13 protein-coding genes are annotated in these 14006 nt (G+C 65.8%); 3 read left to right on the forward strand and 10 right to left on the reverse strand.

The annotated features are described in order from the left end of the window. The first annotated feature begins 27 nt into the window (after positions 1 to 27). Both AC1RZR_RS29030 and AC1RZR_RS29035 read left to right on the forward strand, forming a co-directional pair. Entirely contained in the window at positions 28 to 1032 is a 1005-nt protein-coding gene (locus tag AC1RZR_RS29030) for a serine hydrolase domain-containing protein (protein ID WP_477273682.1), read from the forward strand. A 10-nt stretch (positions 1033 to 1042) separates the two neighbouring features. Continuing rightward, positions 1043 to 2158, forward strand: a complete 1116-nt coding sequence (locus tag AC1RZR_RS29035) for an anhydro-N-acetylmuramic acid kinase (protein WP_481826758.1) — start codon at positions 1043 to 1045, stop codon at positions 2156 to 2158. Here the strand turns inward: AC1RZR_RS29035 and AC1RZR_RS29040 are convergent, their stop codons facing one another. From AC1RZR_RS29040 to AC1RZR_RS29050, 3 genes are all read right to left on the reverse strand, one after another. Continuing rightward, positions 2159 to 2587, reverse strand: a complete 429-nt coding sequence (locus tag AC1RZR_RS29040) for a GNAT family N-acetyltransferase (protein WP_477273678.1) — start codon at positions 2585 to 2587, stop codon at positions 2159 to 2161. 68 nt (positions 2588 to 2655) lie between these two features. Continuing rightward, positions 2656 to 4047 (reverse strand): sigma-54-dependent transcriptional regulator, encoded by a 1392-nt coding sequence (locus tag AC1RZR_RS29045; RefSeq protein ID WP_477273676.1) that lies wholly within the window; start codon positions 4045 to 4047, stop codon positions 2656 to 2658. After that, positions 4044 to 5867 carry a sensor histidine kinase gene (locus tag AC1RZR_RS29050; RefSeq protein WP_481826759.1) on the reverse strand — a complete coding sequence of 608 codons (1824 nt, stop codon included), beginning with the start codon at positions 5865 to 5867 and terminating at the stop codon, positions 4044 to 4046. Before AC1RZR_RS29050 ends, AC1RZR_RS29045 begins: the two co-directional genes overlap by 4 nt. 341 nt (positions 5868 to 6208) lie before the next feature. On the opposite strand from AC1RZR_RS29050, the gene AC1RZR_RS29055 reads away from it, so the two are divergent. Next, entirely contained in the window at positions 6209 to 7537 is a 1329-nt protein-coding gene (locus AC1RZR_RS29055) for a dicarboxylate/amino acid:cation symporter (RefSeq protein WP_477273672.1), read from the forward strand. Positions 7538 to 7612: 75 nt separating this feature from the next. Here the strand turns inward: AC1RZR_RS29055 and AC1RZR_RS29060 are convergent, their stop codons facing one another. Genes AC1RZR_RS29060 through AC1RZR_RS29090 form a run of 7 tightly spaced genes read right to left on the reverse strand, consistent with a single transcriptional unit; the run spans position 7613 to position 14004 of the window. Next, complete coding sequence (locus AC1RZR_RS29060) at positions 7613 to 8713, reverse strand: ABC transporter ATP-binding protein (protein WP_477273670.1); 1101 nt, start codon at positions 8711 to 8713, stop codon at positions 7613 to 7615. Then, positions 8706 to 9728 (reverse strand): ROK family protein, encoded by a 1023-nt coding sequence (locus AC1RZR_RS29065; protein ID WP_477273668.1) that lies wholly within the window; start codon positions 9726 to 9728, stop codon positions 8706 to 8708. The genes AC1RZR_RS29060 and AC1RZR_RS29065 overlap by 8 nt, the downstream gene beginning before the upstream one ends. Continuing rightward, on the reverse strand, positions 9725 to 10447 hold the full coding sequence (locus AC1RZR_RS29070; RefSeq protein WP_481826760.1) for a ribulose-phosphate 3-epimerase: 723 nt from the start codon (positions 10445 to 10447) through the stop codon (positions 9725 to 9727). Before AC1RZR_RS29070 ends, AC1RZR_RS29065 begins: the two co-directional genes overlap by 4 nt. After that, complete coding sequence (locus tag AC1RZR_RS29075; protein WP_481826761.1) at positions 10444 to 11277, reverse strand: alpha/beta fold hydrolase; 834 nt, start codon at positions 11275 to 11277, stop codon at positions 10444 to 10446. Before AC1RZR_RS29075 ends, AC1RZR_RS29070 begins: the two co-directional genes overlap by 4 nt. Beyond that, the gene (locus AC1RZR_RS29080) at positions 11277 to 12095 is read right to left on the reverse strand and encodes a sugar phosphate isomerase/epimerase family protein (RefSeq protein ID WP_481826762.1); all 819 of its coding nucleotides are present in this window, start codon (positions 12093 to 12095) and stop codon (positions 11277 to 11279) included. Before AC1RZR_RS29080 ends, AC1RZR_RS29075 begins: the two co-directional genes overlap by 1 nt. Then, positions 12095 to 13171 carry a Gfo/Idh/MocA family protein gene (locus AC1RZR_RS29085; RefSeq protein ID WP_477273660.1) on the reverse strand — a complete coding sequence of 359 codons (1077 nt, stop codon included), beginning with the start codon at positions 13169 to 13171 and terminating at the stop codon, positions 12095 to 12097. Before AC1RZR_RS29085 ends, AC1RZR_RS29080 begins: the two co-directional genes overlap by 1 nt. 11 nt (positions 13172 to 13182) lie before the next feature. Continuing rightward, positions 13183 to 14004 carry a sugar phosphate isomerase/epimerase family protein gene (locus tag AC1RZR_RS29090; RefSeq protein ID WP_481826763.1) on the reverse strand — a complete coding sequence of 274 codons (822 nt, stop codon included), beginning with the start codon at positions 14002 to 14004 and terminating at the stop codon, positions 13183 to 13185. Positions 14005 to 14006: the final 2 nt, after the last annotated feature.

The following is a 14006-nucleotide window of genomic DNA, read 5'->3' on the forward strand; positions in this document are numbered from 1 at the left end:
GCGCTACTTTTCAGACGGAGCCCGGCATTGAGCGACCTCGCCCAGCTCGTCGACCGCGCCTTCGCACCGTTGGAAGCCGCAGTGGCCGCCGGGCGGATCCCCGGCGGCGTGCTCGGCATTGTCGACAGAAATGGCGAACGCGTAGTCCGATCGGTCGGCTCCGCGCAGTTGGTGCCGAAGCCGCGCCCTATGCACGACCAAACCTGGTTCGACCTGGCGTCCTTGACCAAGGTGATCTTCACGACGCCGCGCATCCTGGCGCTGGCGGAAGACGCTGTTATCGATCTCGATGCGCCGGTGATCTCGGTCCTGCCGGACCTTCGCCAGTATGATCAAGAGGCTTGGGAGCGGAAAGCGACGTTCCGCCAGTGCCTCGGCCACCAGACGCCGTTTCCCGCCGTCGAGCCGATCTACACCTATGGGCGTGACCCCGAACTGCTGCGTGCCTTCATCCTGCAGCGCGAATGGCGCGCCCGCGACCCGGTCTATTCCGACATCAACTTCATCCTGCTCGGCTTTGCGCTTGAGCGGCTGACGGGAAAGACGATCCGGGACATGGATCCCGGCCCCGGTTTTGCTTTCTCCGCCGAACCGGATGCGTCAGCCGCGACCGAGGACTGCACCTGGCGCCATCGCGTGCTGTCCGGCGAGGTCCATGACGACAATTGCTCGGCGCTGCAAGGCGCGGGTCACGCCGGCCTGTTCGGAACGGCCGCTTCCGTCCTCGATTTCGCGCAGGGGCTATTGGATGGCACCGGCGCTTCCGGGCGTTCGATCGCGCTGATGCGAACGCCCTTGTCCGCCACCCGTACCCATGGCTGGGAGCGCCCCTACGAGGGCTGGTCCGGCGGGACGTTGTGCAGTCCGGGAACCATTGGCCACACCGGCTTTACCGGCACGGGACTGTGGATCGACTTCGACAGAGGCAAGGCGTGGACCTTGCTCACCAACCGGATCCATCCGACACGTCATTTCGACAGCGGCATCGCTTCGCTGCGACAGGCGGTCGGCGATCTCGTCAATGGACTTTAGGAGCTAGATGATGGAACCAATCTGGGCCGTCGGCCTGATGACCGGCACCGTGCTTGACGGCAATATCGACGTCGCACTGATCAAGACCGATGGCGAGCGCATCGACGATTTCGGCACCTATCGGCTGATGCCTTACCCGCAATCGATCCGCTCGCTGCTGGAAGAGACGCTGACCGCGGCAAGGGCCTGGAATTTCACCGGACCGGAGCCGGCGATCTTTCGCAAGGCGGAAGAGGCCCTGACACGTGCCCAGTCGGCTGCGGTCAAGGAACTCGTCGAAGGTTATGGCATGACGATAGCCGACATCGGCGTCGTCGGCTTTCATGGCCAGACCGTGCTGCATCGCGCACCACAGGTAGGCCGGCTCGGCCAGACCCGGCAGCTCGGCGATGGCGAACTCATGCATACAATCCTCGGCACCAAGGTCGCCTACGATTTCCGCTCGGCCGACATGCGTGCCGGCGGGCAAGGCGCGCCATTGGCGGCTGCCTATCACACCGCACTGATGCGCAGCGCCGGCGCCAGCGGCGAGGTGGCCGTGCTCAATCTCGGCGGCGTCGCCAACATCACCTGGTGGGATGGCGCCGACAATGTCGTCGCCTTCGACACCGGGCCGGCGAACGCTCCGCTGAACGATTTCATCAAGTCGAAAGGGTTGGGAGAAATGGACCGCGACGGCGCGCTTGGCCGCGCGGGAATGGTCGACGAGGCACGGCTCGCCAGGCTGTTGCAGCATCCTTATCTGACCAAGCCCTATCCGAAATCGCTGGACCGCTTCGACTTCGGCGCCGCGATGGCGGACGGCCTGAATGCCGAGGATGGTGCGGCCCTGCTCACTGCCTTCACCGCCGCAGCTGTCGGCAAGGCGCTCGACCTCTTGCCAAGCCGGCCGAAAACACTCGTGGTCAGCGGCGGCGGCCGCCACAACCCGACGATGATGGCGATGCTGGCCAGCCGCGCCGGTGTCGAGGTGGTGCAGGCCGAAAGCCTTGGCTGGAGCGGCGACGCGGTGGAGGCGGAGTGTTTTGCCTTCCTCGCGGTTCGCGTGCTGAGGGGCCTGCCGATCAGCTTCCCGAGCACGACTGGCGCGCCGCAGCCGATGCGCGGCGGACGCCTTGCGGGCTGATCAAGCTGGCGACAGCGTCTTCTGCAGGAAGATGCGGCTGCGGCCGACAGGGAAATCGGCAAGCGTGCCGAAGGGCCGATAGCCCTGGCGCTGATAGACCTTGGCGGCATTGGGATTGAAGGTATCGATCCAGGCATTCCGACAGCCGCGCCCCACGGCTTCCTGTTCGGCCGCGTCCAGCATGCTGCCGGCCATGTGCTGGCCGCGCAGTCGTTCATCGACCCACAGCCACTGCACATAGAGCCAGCCCCAGGCGGTGTAGCCGGAGATGCCCGCGACGACCGCGCCATGCTCGTCGCGCACGAACACAGCCAGGGCCTTCCTTTCGGACGCGCCGACATCGCCGTCGTTGAACGCCGTCAAGCGTTCGGCGAGAAAGGTGAGGTCTTCCGGCAAGGGATTTGCCGTCGATTCTAGTGTCGTGTTCATGGCTTTTTCCGAGATGTGCAGTTGGATACGAACGACGCGTTACGAAAAGGCGTTGCCCCGCGCAATGTCTATATCTGGCTCCGAACAGGGTGCGGATCCGGATCGCCACCATTGCGAAACTCGGATGCGGCAATGCCGTAGCGCTTGAGCTTGTCGTAGAAGGTCTTGCGCGGCACGCCGAGCGCGTCGATGGCGCTGCGCACATCACCACCGTGATCGCGCAACGCGTCGCGGATGAGTTGCGCCTCGTAGCGGCCGACCCGTTCGGGCAGTGAGGCCTCAAGCTCCGGCAAGTGCGCGTGAACCGCCCTCGTGTCGTCATCCGGACCAAGACCAAGCGCGACGCGATCAGCAAAATGCGCAAGTTCGCGCACATTGCCCGGCCAGGCATGCGACTGGAGATGGTCGCTGACAGCAGCGTTCACCTTTGCGACCGGCCGGCCGAACCGTTCCGAGGCCTTGCCGAGGAAATGGCCGAACAGCATCGGGATGTCACTGCGCCGTTCCCGCAGCGGCGGGATGCGCAACGTCACCACATTGAGGCGAAAATAGAGATCCTCGCGAAAATCGCCGCGCAGATCCTGTCGGCCGAGATCGACCTTGGTCGCCGCGACGACTCTCAGGTCGACACGCCGGGTCTCGTTCGAGCCAAGCGGGGTGACGCTGCGCGTTTCGAGCACGCGCAGCAGCTTGACCTGGAGGGCCGGCGGCATGGATTCGATCTCGTCGAGAAACAGCGTGCCGCCGCTGGAATGCTCGATGCGGCCGATCCGTCGCCGCTGCGCGCCGGTGAACGCGCCGGCCTCGTGACCGAACAGCTCGCTTTCTATGACGGTCTCCGGCAGGGCACCGCAATTCAGCGCCACAAGGGGCTTGGCGCAACGCCGGCCCCATTTGTGCAGGAGGTCCGCCACCACTTCCTTGCCGGTCCCCGTCTCCCCTTCCACCAGCACATCGACATCCATGTCGGCGATCTGGCGCAAGGTCTCACGCAGCCGTCTGATGGCGGGCGCCTCGCCGATCAGCGGCAGACCGTCGGCAGCCTGCGCCGCGGCCTCGCGCAACCGCCGGTTCTCCATCACCAGCCGCCGCTTCTCCGAAGCCCGTCTCAACGCCTCGACGAGGCGATCGCCGGCATAGGGTTTCGGGATGAAATCGTAGACGCCATCCTTGAGCGCGGCCACCGCGAGATCGACGTCGCCATGCCCGGTGACCAGGATCACCGGTATGTCTGGGTCGATCGCCTTGATGCGATCGAACAGCTGCAGCCCGTTCATGCCCGGCATGCGGATGTCGCTGACGACCACGCCCTCGAAATTCCTGTCGACGACGGCAAGCGCGGCCTCGGCGGCGTCGAGCGCAACCACCCTGAAGCCGGCCAGCTCAAGCAGTTGCGTGGTGGCGTGAAGCAGATCCGCATCGTCGTCGACGAGCGCCACCAGCCCTGATGCCTCTGTCATTCGATTCGCCTCAAGTCGATGGTGAAGGATGCGCCGCCGGTGCTGCCGGAGGCGCTGGCGCTGCCGGGATCGAGACGCAGCGTGCCGCCCAATTCCTGGGCGATCTCCTGCGAGATCACCAGCCCGAGGCCAAGCCCCTTCTCCTTGGTGGTCTGGAACGGCATGAACAGATTTCCGGCCGCCTCCGGACCGAGGCCGGGGCCGTTGTCGCGCACCGAAATCAGCACCCTGTCGTCGCGCTCGGCGATATCGATCTCGACACGGGGATCTGGCTGGTCCTTCATCGCGTCCAGCGTGTTCTGCAACAGGTTGACCAGGATCTGCTCGAGCCGGATGCGGCTGGCCATGACCACCGGCGAGGCGGTGCCGCGCGGCTTGACGATGGTCACGCCGGAATCGCGGATGCGGCCGGACAAAAGCGACAGCGCGCCGTCGATCGCCTCGCGCACCGGCAATGGCGAAGCGGCGACGCCCGGCCGGCGGGCGAAGGTGCGCAAGGTGCTGGTGATCGCGCCGATGCGTTCGGTCATTGAAATGATCGATGTCAGATTGCCGGTGGCCGGCTCGGTCTTGCCAGTGTCGAGAAAGCGGCCCGCATTCTCGGCATAGGTCCGGATGGCGGCGACCGGCTGGTTGATCTCATGCGCCACGCCGGCGGCGATCTGGCCGAGGATGGAAAGCCGGTTGGCCTGGGCGAGATCATCACGCAGCCGGCGCACCTTGGCTTCGGCATTCTCGCGCTCGGCGATTTCCCCGGCGAGTGCTGTGTTGGAACGTGTCAACTCTGCCGTGCGCGTGCTGACCCGGCTCTCCAGTTCGGCATTCATGCGCGCCAATGCCTCCTGCCTCAGCCGGCGGGCGCGCCGGCGCCGGGTGAGCACGAAGGCAATCAGGCCCATAAGCAGCAATCCGAGCAGCGTGGTCAGTCGCGCCGTGTTGGCAGCGGACGACAGGGCAGCGTCGGCGGGGGTGAGCAGCCACAGACGCCAGCCGGGCACCGCGCCGGGCAGGTCCTGCACCACTTCGACGAACTGGCGCGGCTTTCCAGAACTGTCGATCGTCGCCAGGCCGTCGCCAGCGCCACGCCGCAGAGGCAGCGGTTCGAAGCCGGCATCGGCCAGCTGAAGCTGTTCGTGGGCAATTGCGGCGTCCTGCGCCGAGAGGGGCGCCAGGGCACGAAACCGCCATTCTGGCTGACTTGTGGCCAGCACCACGCCGCGTTCGTCGGTGACGAAAACAAGAAAGCCGCTGGAGCGCCAATTGGTCTCGACGCGATCCAGTTCGACCTTCAGGACAGCAACGCCAAGCGGCTTGGCGCCATCGTCGACGCGGCTCGCGAGGTAAAGACCCGGCCGGCCGCTGATCGTGCCGAGGCCATATTGGCTGGCGGCGCCGTCGGCCATTGCCTCCTTGAAATAGTGACGAAAATTATAGTCGATGCCGACAAAGCTCGTCGGCTCGCCGGCGTTGCTGGCGGCGATCGCAATGCCGGCTGTGTCGATGACGTAGATGGCGGACGCCGATGCATCGCCGGCAATCGCCTTGAGCTTGTCGTTGAGCGCCGCCTCTTCCATCTTTCCGGCCCGGCGCAGCGCGCCGCGCACGGCATCGTCGCGGGCCAGCACCAATGGAACCAGGCGCTGCTTTTCGATTTCGCCGGTCAGGGTTCCCGCCGCCAGCGGCAAGGCGGCAAGTGCTGTGTCGCGCAGATTGTCGGCCGCCTGGCCGGATGCGATGCGCCCGGCAATGGCGATCGCACCTGCCAGAATCGCCAGGGCGACAAGCACGACAAGCCAGCGGCCATCGCGCAGCCGGGCCACCGCCTCGCGCAGCAGTTCACGGCCGGCAAACCCCGTGGATCCGCTATTGGTGCCTGCTTGCGACGTCTGCCCTCTCCCTCTTTCCTCGCGGCCCCTTTTCTTCGCGGCCTTGCGGCCAGTGTAATGCGAAATTCCGCCCAGGCAAACGTTGCCTGTGCGGAAATCCGCACAAGCATTTGCCGCAAAGCACCGGACAACCGCCGAAATCCCGGGATTCCGGCCTTTCACCGATCTGGCACAGCGCTTGCAAAAGTCCTTGCAGCGGCGTGCGACCGGAGCGCCGCGATGGGAGAAGTCACGCAGGGCGGTGCATTTCCGCCCCATCCGGCAGGGAGAGTTCGATGCACATCGCAGACCAATCAGGCGCGCTCGCCGCGCAGCGCAAGCCTTTCTATGCCCAACTCTACGTGCAGGTGCTCGTCGCGATCACCGTCGGCATCCTGCTCGGTCACTTCTATCCGTCGGTCGGCGAGAGCATGAAGCCGCTCGGCGACGCCTTCATCAAGCTGGTCAAGATGATCATCGCCCCGGTCATCTTCCTGACCGTGGCGACCGGCATCGCCGGCATGAGCGACCTGCAGAAGGTCGGGCGTGTCGCCGGCAAGGCGATGCTCTACTTCCTCACCTTCTCGACGCTGGCTCTGATCATCGGCCTTGTCGTGGCCAATGTCGTGCAGCCGGGTGCCGGCTTCAACATCGATCCGGCGACGCTCGACGCCTCGACCGTCAACACCTACGCCGCCAAGGCGCATGATCAGTCGGTCACCGGGTTCCTGATGAACATCATCCCGTCGACCATCGTCGGCGCCTTCGCCGACGGCGACATCCTGCAGGTGCTGTTCTTCTCGGTGCTGTTCGGCATTTCGCTGGCGCTGGTCGGCGACAAGGGCACGCCCGTCCTCAATTTCCTGCAGGCGCTGACGACACCTATCTTCAAGCTGGTCAGCGTGCTGATGAAGGCAGCCCCTATAGGTGCCTTCGGCGCCATGGCGTTCACCATCGGCAAATACGGCATCGGCGCGGTCATCAACCTCGCCATGCTGGTCGGCACCTTCTACGTGACGTCGCTGCTGTTCGTGTTCGTCGTGCTGGGCGCCGTCTGCCGCTACAATGGTTTCTCCATCCTGTCGCTGATCCGCTACATCAAGGAAGAGCTGCTGCTCGTCCTGGGAACCTCCTCGTCGGAAGCCGCCCTGCCCTCGCTGATGGAAAAGATGGAGAAGGCCGGCGCCAAGCGCTCGGTGGTCGGCCTGGTCATCCCGACCGGCTATTCCTTCAACCTCGACGGCACCAACATCTACATGACGCTGGCGGCGCTGTTCATCGCGCAGGCGACGAACACCCATCTGTCGATCGGCGACCAGATCCTGCTGCTGCTGGTTGCCATGCTTTCCTCCAAGGGTGCCGCCGGCATCACCGGGGCCGGATTCATCACCCTTGCCGCGACGCTGTCGGTCGTTCCGGCGGTGCCGGTCGCCGGCATGGCGCTGATCCTCGGCGTCGACCGCTTCATGTCGGAATGCCGGGCGCTGACCAACTTCGTCGGCAACGCCGTCGCCACGCTGGTGGTGGCACGCTGGGAAGGCGAACTCGACGAAGCCAAGTTGGCCAGGGCACTGGCGGGCACGGCCGACGACAGCCTGCCTGCTGATATCGTTCCCGCCGAGTAAACTGCGCGCGTCAATGCCAAACCAACGGCCGGAGGCTCACAGCCTCCGGCCGTTGCCGTTCAGGTCACGACGATGTCAGGCGGTGCCGGTTTTGCCCAGAGGTGCCAGCGCCTTGCCGTCGGCGGCGAAGAGATGGCAGCGGGAGGGGTCGGCCTGCATGGCGATGGGGCTGTGCAGCGGCGTCGTGTCGATGCCCTCGGTCTGCACGACCAGCCTTGTCTTCTCGCCGATGTCGGCATGCAGGATGGTCAGGCCGCCAAGCCGCTCGGCCAGCACTGCCTCGCCCTTGAACTGGCCGGCATTGGCGATGCGGATATGCTCCGGCCGGATGCCGAGCAGCAGCTCGCTGTTTTGTGCAAGCGCGCCCGCCTCGACCGGAACGACCAGGCTGGATCCGCCCGGCAGGGCGACGGCAACGCCATCCCTGTTGGCTGAGAGAACCCGCACCGGCAGCATGTTCATCTTCGGCGAACCGATGAAGCCGGCGACGAAGACATTGGCTGGCCTGGCATAGAGGTCGAGCGGTGTTCCGACCTGCTCGATGGTGCCGCCATTGAGGACGACGATCTTGTCGGCCATGGTCATGGCCTCGGTCTGGTCGTGGGTGACGTAGACGATGGTGGCGGCGAGCCGTTCATGCAGTTGCATCAGCTCCAGCCGCATGTTGACGCGCAGTGCGGCGTCTAGGTTCGACAGCGGTTCGTCGAACAGGAAGACCTTCGGCTGGCGCACGATCGCGCGGCCGATGGCGACGCGCTGGCGCTGGCCGCCGGACAGCTCCTTCGGCCGCCGCTCGAGCAGATGCGACAGCTGCAGCACCTCGGCCGCCGCCTTGACCTTGGCGTCGCGTTCGGTCACCGGCAGGCCGGCGATCTTCAGCGCAAAGCCCATATTCTCGGCGACCGTCATGTGCGGATAGAGCGCATAGGACTGGAAAACCATGGCGAGGCCGCGCTCGGAGGGATCGACGTCGTTGATGCGCGCACCATCAAGCATCAGCTCGCCGGAGGTGATCTTCTCGAGGCCGGCGATCATGCGCAGCAGCGTCGACTTACCGCAGCCGGATGGGCCGACGAAGACGACGAACTCGCGGTCGCCGACATCGAGGTCGACGCCCTTGATCACCTCCGCATTGCCATAGGACTTGCGCACGCCGCGCAGCTTGAGCTCAGCCATTGAAGTCCCTCCTCGTGTCCGGAAATGTGCTTGGGCCCACAGGCATGCGTGCCGCCAACGTACCGCCATCATCGAACAGGACAAGGCTGGCCGCGCCGACCAGCCCGGCGTGGCGGCCAAGCTGGGCCTGAACGACCGGAACGTCGCGATAGGCTCGCATGGCCCGCTGCCTGATGGTCGCCTCGATGGCAGGCGCCATGAGGTCGAGGCCATTGGCAATGCCGCCGCCAACGACCAGGACGTCGGGCGAATAGAGATGCAGCAGATTGGTGAAGCCGATGCCCAGCCAGCGTGCTTCCTCGTCAAGCAGGGCCAAGGCAAGGTCATCCTGCAGCCGCGCCGCTTCGACCACGTGACGGCCTGTCACGTCACCGTTGTCCGAGAGGCGCCGTAGCGTCGAGCCATCCGATGGAGCTGTCGCGGCATTGGCGCGGCGGCCAAGTGCCGTGCCCGAGGCGATGGCTTCGAAGCAGCCGACGACGCCGCACACGCAACGCTCGCCTTCATTGGTGATGGTCATGTGGCCGATCTCGGCGGCGAGGCCGCGGCGGCCATGCAGGATGCGCCCGTCGACGACGACACCGCCGCCGATGCCGGTGGAAACCGTGACGAAGACCAGCGAGCGGGCGCCATGACCGGCGCCGAAACGCCATTCGCCGAGTGCCGCGGCGTTGGCGTCGTTTTCCAGCCGCACCGGCAGGCCGAGCCGCCGCTCGAGGATGTCGGCAAGCGGCACGTCGAGCCAGCCGGCGAGCGTCGGCGGTCCGACGGCGATGCCGGCCAGCGGATCGAGCGGTCCCGGTGCGCCGACGCCGACGCCGAGGATTGAGAGCGCCGGTGCCTCGGCATGGACGGTCGCGGCCAGCGCCTCGATCTGGCCGATCACCACATCCGGGCCAGCCTGCGCCTGCGTCGGCACCGCGGCGAACGCCAGAATCTTGCCGTCACGGTCGACCAGGGCGGCACGAAGCTCGGTGCCGCCAAGATCGATCGCGAGAGCGGCTTCGTTGCTCATGCCGCGACCTTCAGGCCATGCAGCCAGCCGATGCGGCCGGCCAGATCCTTGTCGCCAAAGGCGAGCGAACCGAGAACCACGGTTTCGGCGCCGGCGGCACGCAGCAACGGCACGGTCTCGTGGCGGATGCCACCATCGGCGGCAAGAACCACGGCCGCCTCGCGGCCGGCCTCTCTCAGGATCGCGCGGGCAGCGCCCAACCTTTCACAAGCCTTGTCGGACAGGCTCTGGCCCTTGACGCCGATTGCCGTTCCAAGAAGCGTGACGAAAGCGACCTCGGAGATGAAAGGCGCCACCGTCTCGACCGGCGTCTCCAGCCTGAGCACGACGCCGGCCTCGGCACCGAGTTCCCGCGCCAGCCGAACGGCGCGCAATCCCGCCTCGCCGTTCTCGGCATGGACGCTTATCATGTCGGCGCCGGCCTCGATGAACTGGCGCGTCTGCGCCTCGACTATCTCCGCATCGACCATCAAATGGACATGGATGGGTTTGGCCGTCAGCCTGGCAATGCGGGCGACGAGATCGGGAAAGAACAAGAAGGACGGGGCGAAATGACCGTCCGCCACATCGATGTGGTGAAGATCGACATAGGGCTCGATGCGCCTCAGGTCGCTCTCGAAATTGACGAGGTCGGCGGACCACAGCGAGAATTCAGCGATCATGCGATCGCGCGGCAGTGCGGCGATGGCGGCCGGTCCGGAGAGAGGTTTCGAGATCATGACTGGTCCTGGTTGTTGAAATTTGCATCGAGGAAGCCCGCGATAGCCGCGCGGACCTCGGCGAAATGGCGATCCTTGTGGGTGGCCTTCGGCGTCACCTCGCTGAAGACCGCGTTGGGGATGGTTTCGGCAAGCTCCTGGGCAGTCGCCAGCGGATGGACGAGATCGATGCCGCTGCCGACGACGAGCGTCGGGATCGCGATGGCGGCGGCCGCTGCCCGCGTGACGCCAGGCCCATCGTTTGCGATCGCCTGCATCACCTCGGCGAAGACAGTCGCATTCTCGCGCTCGAAGAAGCCGAGCAGGGAAGCAAGATTGTCCGGCGCTTCCCTGCGAAAGCGGTCCGCTGTCGCGGAGGTTGCAAAGACGTTGCGCGCCTCGTCCAGCGGACGGTCGCGGATGAGCTCCGCGGCTTCCGCGTAAGGGTGCATGTTTCGCGGCGACGCATCGAACGCCCAGGCAGGGCGCACAAGCACGATACCGGTGACACGATCCGGGTGCCGGGCAGCAAGCTGCAAGGCAATTGCCGCCCCCATAGAGATGCCGCCGGCGATGAAACGGTCGAGCCCGGCCGCGTCGGCGGCGGCCAGCACGTCGTCGGCAAACATGGCGATCGAAAAGGGCCGCCTGCCGCCGGCGCCAGAGCCACCTTGTGCGCGACACTCGACGGTCAGCCGGCGATAGGACGAGCTGTCGGGAAAGTTCTGCGCCACCTGGGTGGCATCGCCGCCGAGACCATGCTGGAAAACGACGGGAAGCCTGCCCTGCCCCGTATCGAAGACACGAAGTGATGCATCGTCGCGAAGCATGATCGTTGGCGCAGCACCCATCAGAGGAGCTTCCGCAGGAAGGCGGCGACACCAGGAGCTTCGTCTGCAGACAGCCCGTGCGTAACCAGCGGCCCGTCGAAGCCGACCGCCTTCAGCCGGCCGACGAAATCCGGGAAGTCGACGATGCCTTGCCCGGCGGTGGCAAAGCGGCCGTCACCATGGCGATCCTTGGCATGTGCCATGGCGATGTGGCCGGCCGCCTCGTCGATCGCGGCGGCGACGACGGCGCGCGCTTCGTCGGGCGTCGCGTGCTCGAACAGGTTTGCCGGATCAAGCACGATCTTCAGATGCCGCGACCCCATCTCGGCGATCAGCCGGGTCGCATCCCTCGCCGAGGTGACGATGTTGGCTTGCTCGGGCTCGATGCCGAGATCGACGCCGGCGGCTTCGGCCAGTGCCAACGCCTTCTCCATCTCGGTGGCCATGTCGGACCAGGCGGCCTGAGTAGCATTTTCCGGATGGTACGCCCATTGATCGGCGGCGTTGCGCGAGCCGGTGCAGAGCGTGACCAGGGGAATATCCAAGATGGCAGCCGCCTCGATGACGACGGCGAGGCGCCTGAGGCCGTCGTCGCGGACGGCCTTGTCGGGATGCGCCATGTTGTAGGTGCCCGATAGCGCTGCGAGTGAAACAGCGGCCGATTGCGCGGCGGCACGGATCGCCGCGACGGCGTTCGCCGGCACGACATCCGGCATCGACGGCAGGCCGGCGCAAGCGAGATTGAACTGCGTGGTCTCATAGCCCGCATGCCGCACGGCCGCCAGCACGGCGGCCGGGTCGGTGCCGGCAAATGTCTTGGCGAAAATGCCGAGACGCATCAGACCGCCCCCGAAACCGAGGCGAGTTCCACCCGCTCGCCGGTCTCCACCGAGCGGGCAATGGCGACCATGGCGCGGATCGACGCGATGCCATCCTCGACATTGGCGCCGCGCATCGGCGCGCCGTCCAGCACCGTTTCGGCAAGACCTTCGAGCTGGCGGCGGAAGAAGTGGCCATCGGCGCCGAGTGGCTTATGGGCGGTGGCGGTCTTCTCGTGAAAGATCTCGACTTCGCTGGCGCGGAAGTACCAGGGGTTAAAGGTCTTGGCGATGACGGAGCCGTTCTCGCCGTAGAGCTGGAAACCTTCGTGCCAGTCCATCCGTACGGCGACGGTGAGATCGAGATGGCCGAGCGCGCCGCTGGCGAACTCGGTCTCGACGAACCAGCAATAGGCGCCGAAACGCTCGTTGAGGCGGGCGCGCACGGCGACGATATCGCCGCACAGGAAGCGCGCCGTGTCGACGAGATGCGAGCCGTGCGCCAGCATGAAATACTGCCTGAGATCGGCCTTCGGATTGCCGCTCGGTTTCCTCGCCAGTTTGCTGGTGACGGGCAGCGGCTGGATGGCATCGGTGTTGGTGTAGCGATGGGTGGAATCGCAGTACCACGCCTTCAGCGCCAGCACGTCGCCGATCTCGTCGCGGACGAAGTCGCGCGCCGCCTGCAGCGCCGGGTCGAAGCGCTTCATATGGCCGACCTGCAGCACCTTGCCCGAGCGCCTGACCGCCGCGGCGAGCGCCTCGCCTTCCTCGACTGAGGTGCCGATCGGCTTTTCGCACAAGACATGCTTGCCGGCATCGAGCGCCTTGATCGACATCGGGACGTGATAGGCGTCCGACGTGGCGACGATCACCGCCTCCAGCTCCGGATCGGCGAGCATCGCTTCATAGTCGGCATACATTTTCCGCGGCTCGTAGGTGGCACCCATGCGGGCGAGCAGGTCGGGTGCCGCATCGCAGATGGCGTAGAGGTCGGCATTGCTGGCCTTCACGCAGGATTGCAGATGCGCGAACTGCGCGATGGGGCCGCAGCCGAGCACGCCGACCCTGAGGCGTCTGTCCTGTTTCTTGATCATCGTCTCGTTCTTCAGGCGCCGTAAGAGCGCATTGTCTGGCGGTTGGTCTTGACCGCGCCGGCGGGATCGGCGGCGGCCGTGTCGGACTCCTCTTCGAGCACCAGCCAGCCGGTGAAGTGCGGCGCCGTGCCGGCGATCTCGATGACCGCCGGGGTGTCGCAGACGCCCTTGCCGAGCATCGCCCATGTGCCCTTGGCGTCGACATCCTTGAGGTGAATGTAGCGGATGCGATCGCGGTAGGTGCGTAGCGTGTCTGAAATGTCCTTGTGACCGCGCAGGATGTGGCCGGTATCCGGCACCCAGCCGACAAGGTCGGGGTCGAGCAAGGCAAAGATCGCGTCGTAGTCGGCGCGGTCGAACAGCAGCGTGTTGTGGTGCGAACTCGGATGCACGGCGACGTCGACACCGGCCTTGCGGCCGATCTCGGCGGCGCGGTTGTAGAATTCGGCAGCGATCGCGACCTTGTCGGTGCGAGGGCCCTCGGAAACGACTGTCGCCGAACCGATCGAGACCAGCGCGCCGGGAAAGTTCGCGGCAAAGCCTGTCCAGCGCCGGGCGGCTTCGAGGTCACTTTCCAGCGCCTCCTTCAGCGTGAAACCGCTCTTCGAGCCAAAGGCGAAGGAGACGAGGGCGAGATCCCGGGCGCCGAGCGCGGCAGCGAATTCGACGGGCTTGTCGGCATAGCGGCCGATCATGGTGTCGGTGATTTCGATGCCAGCGTAGCCGCCATCCTCTATCGCTTTCAACAGGTCATCGGGGCCGCCGGTCCAGGCCTTGCCCAGCATTTCCCAGGTGAAGGTCTGGCAGCCGACCTTGAGCTTCGTCTTCGTCATGT

Source organism: Mesorhizobium bavaricum, assembly GCF_056781655.1.

Bases quoted from the DNA above. Each gene is read 5' to 3' on its own strand.
- AC1RZR_RS29035 (WP_481826758.1), top strand. From the start codon at position 1,043: ATGGAACCAATCTGGGCCGTCGGCCTGATGACCGGCACCGTGCTTGAC.
- AC1RZR_RS29040 (WP_477273678.1), bottom strand. From the start codon at position 2,587: ATGAACACGACACTAGAATCGACGGCAAATCCCTTGCCGGAAGACCTC.
- AC1RZR_RS29045 (WP_477273676.1), bottom strand. From the start codon at position 4,047: ATGACAGAGGCATCAGGGCTGGTGGCGCTCGTCGACGACGATGCGGAT.
- AC1RZR_RS29055 (WP_477273672.1), top strand. From the start codon at position 6,209: ATGCACATCGCAGACCAATCAGGCGCGCTCGCCGCGCAGCGCAAGCCT.
- AC1RZR_RS29060 (WP_477273670.1), bottom strand. From the start codon at position 8,713: ATGGCTGAGCTCAAGCTGCGCGGCGTGCGCAAGTCCTATGGCAATGCG.
- AC1RZR_RS29065 (WP_477273668.1), bottom strand. From the start codon at position 9,728: ATGAGCAACGAAGCCGCTCTCGCGATCGATCTTGGCGGCACCGAGCTT.
- AC1RZR_RS29070 (WP_481826760.1), bottom strand. From the start codon at position 10,447: ATGATCTCGAAACCTCTCTCCGGACCGGCCGCCATCGCCGCACTGCCG.
- AC1RZR_RS29075 (WP_481826761.1), bottom strand. From the start codon at position 11,277: ATGGGTGCTGCGCCAACGATCATGCTTCGCGACGATGCATCACTTCGT.
- AC1RZR_RS29080 (WP_481826762.1), bottom strand. From the start codon at position 12,095: ATGCGTCTCGGCATTTTCGCCAAGACATTTGCCGGCACCGACCCGGCC.
- AC1RZR_RS29085 (WP_477273660.1), bottom strand. From the start codon at position 13,171: ATGATCAAGAAACAGGACAGACGCCTCAGGGTCGGCGTGCTCGGCTGC.
- AC1RZR_RS29090 (WP_481826763.1), bottom strand. From the start codon at position 14,004: ATGACGAAGACGAAGCTCAAGGTCGGCTGCCAGACCTTCACCTGGGAA.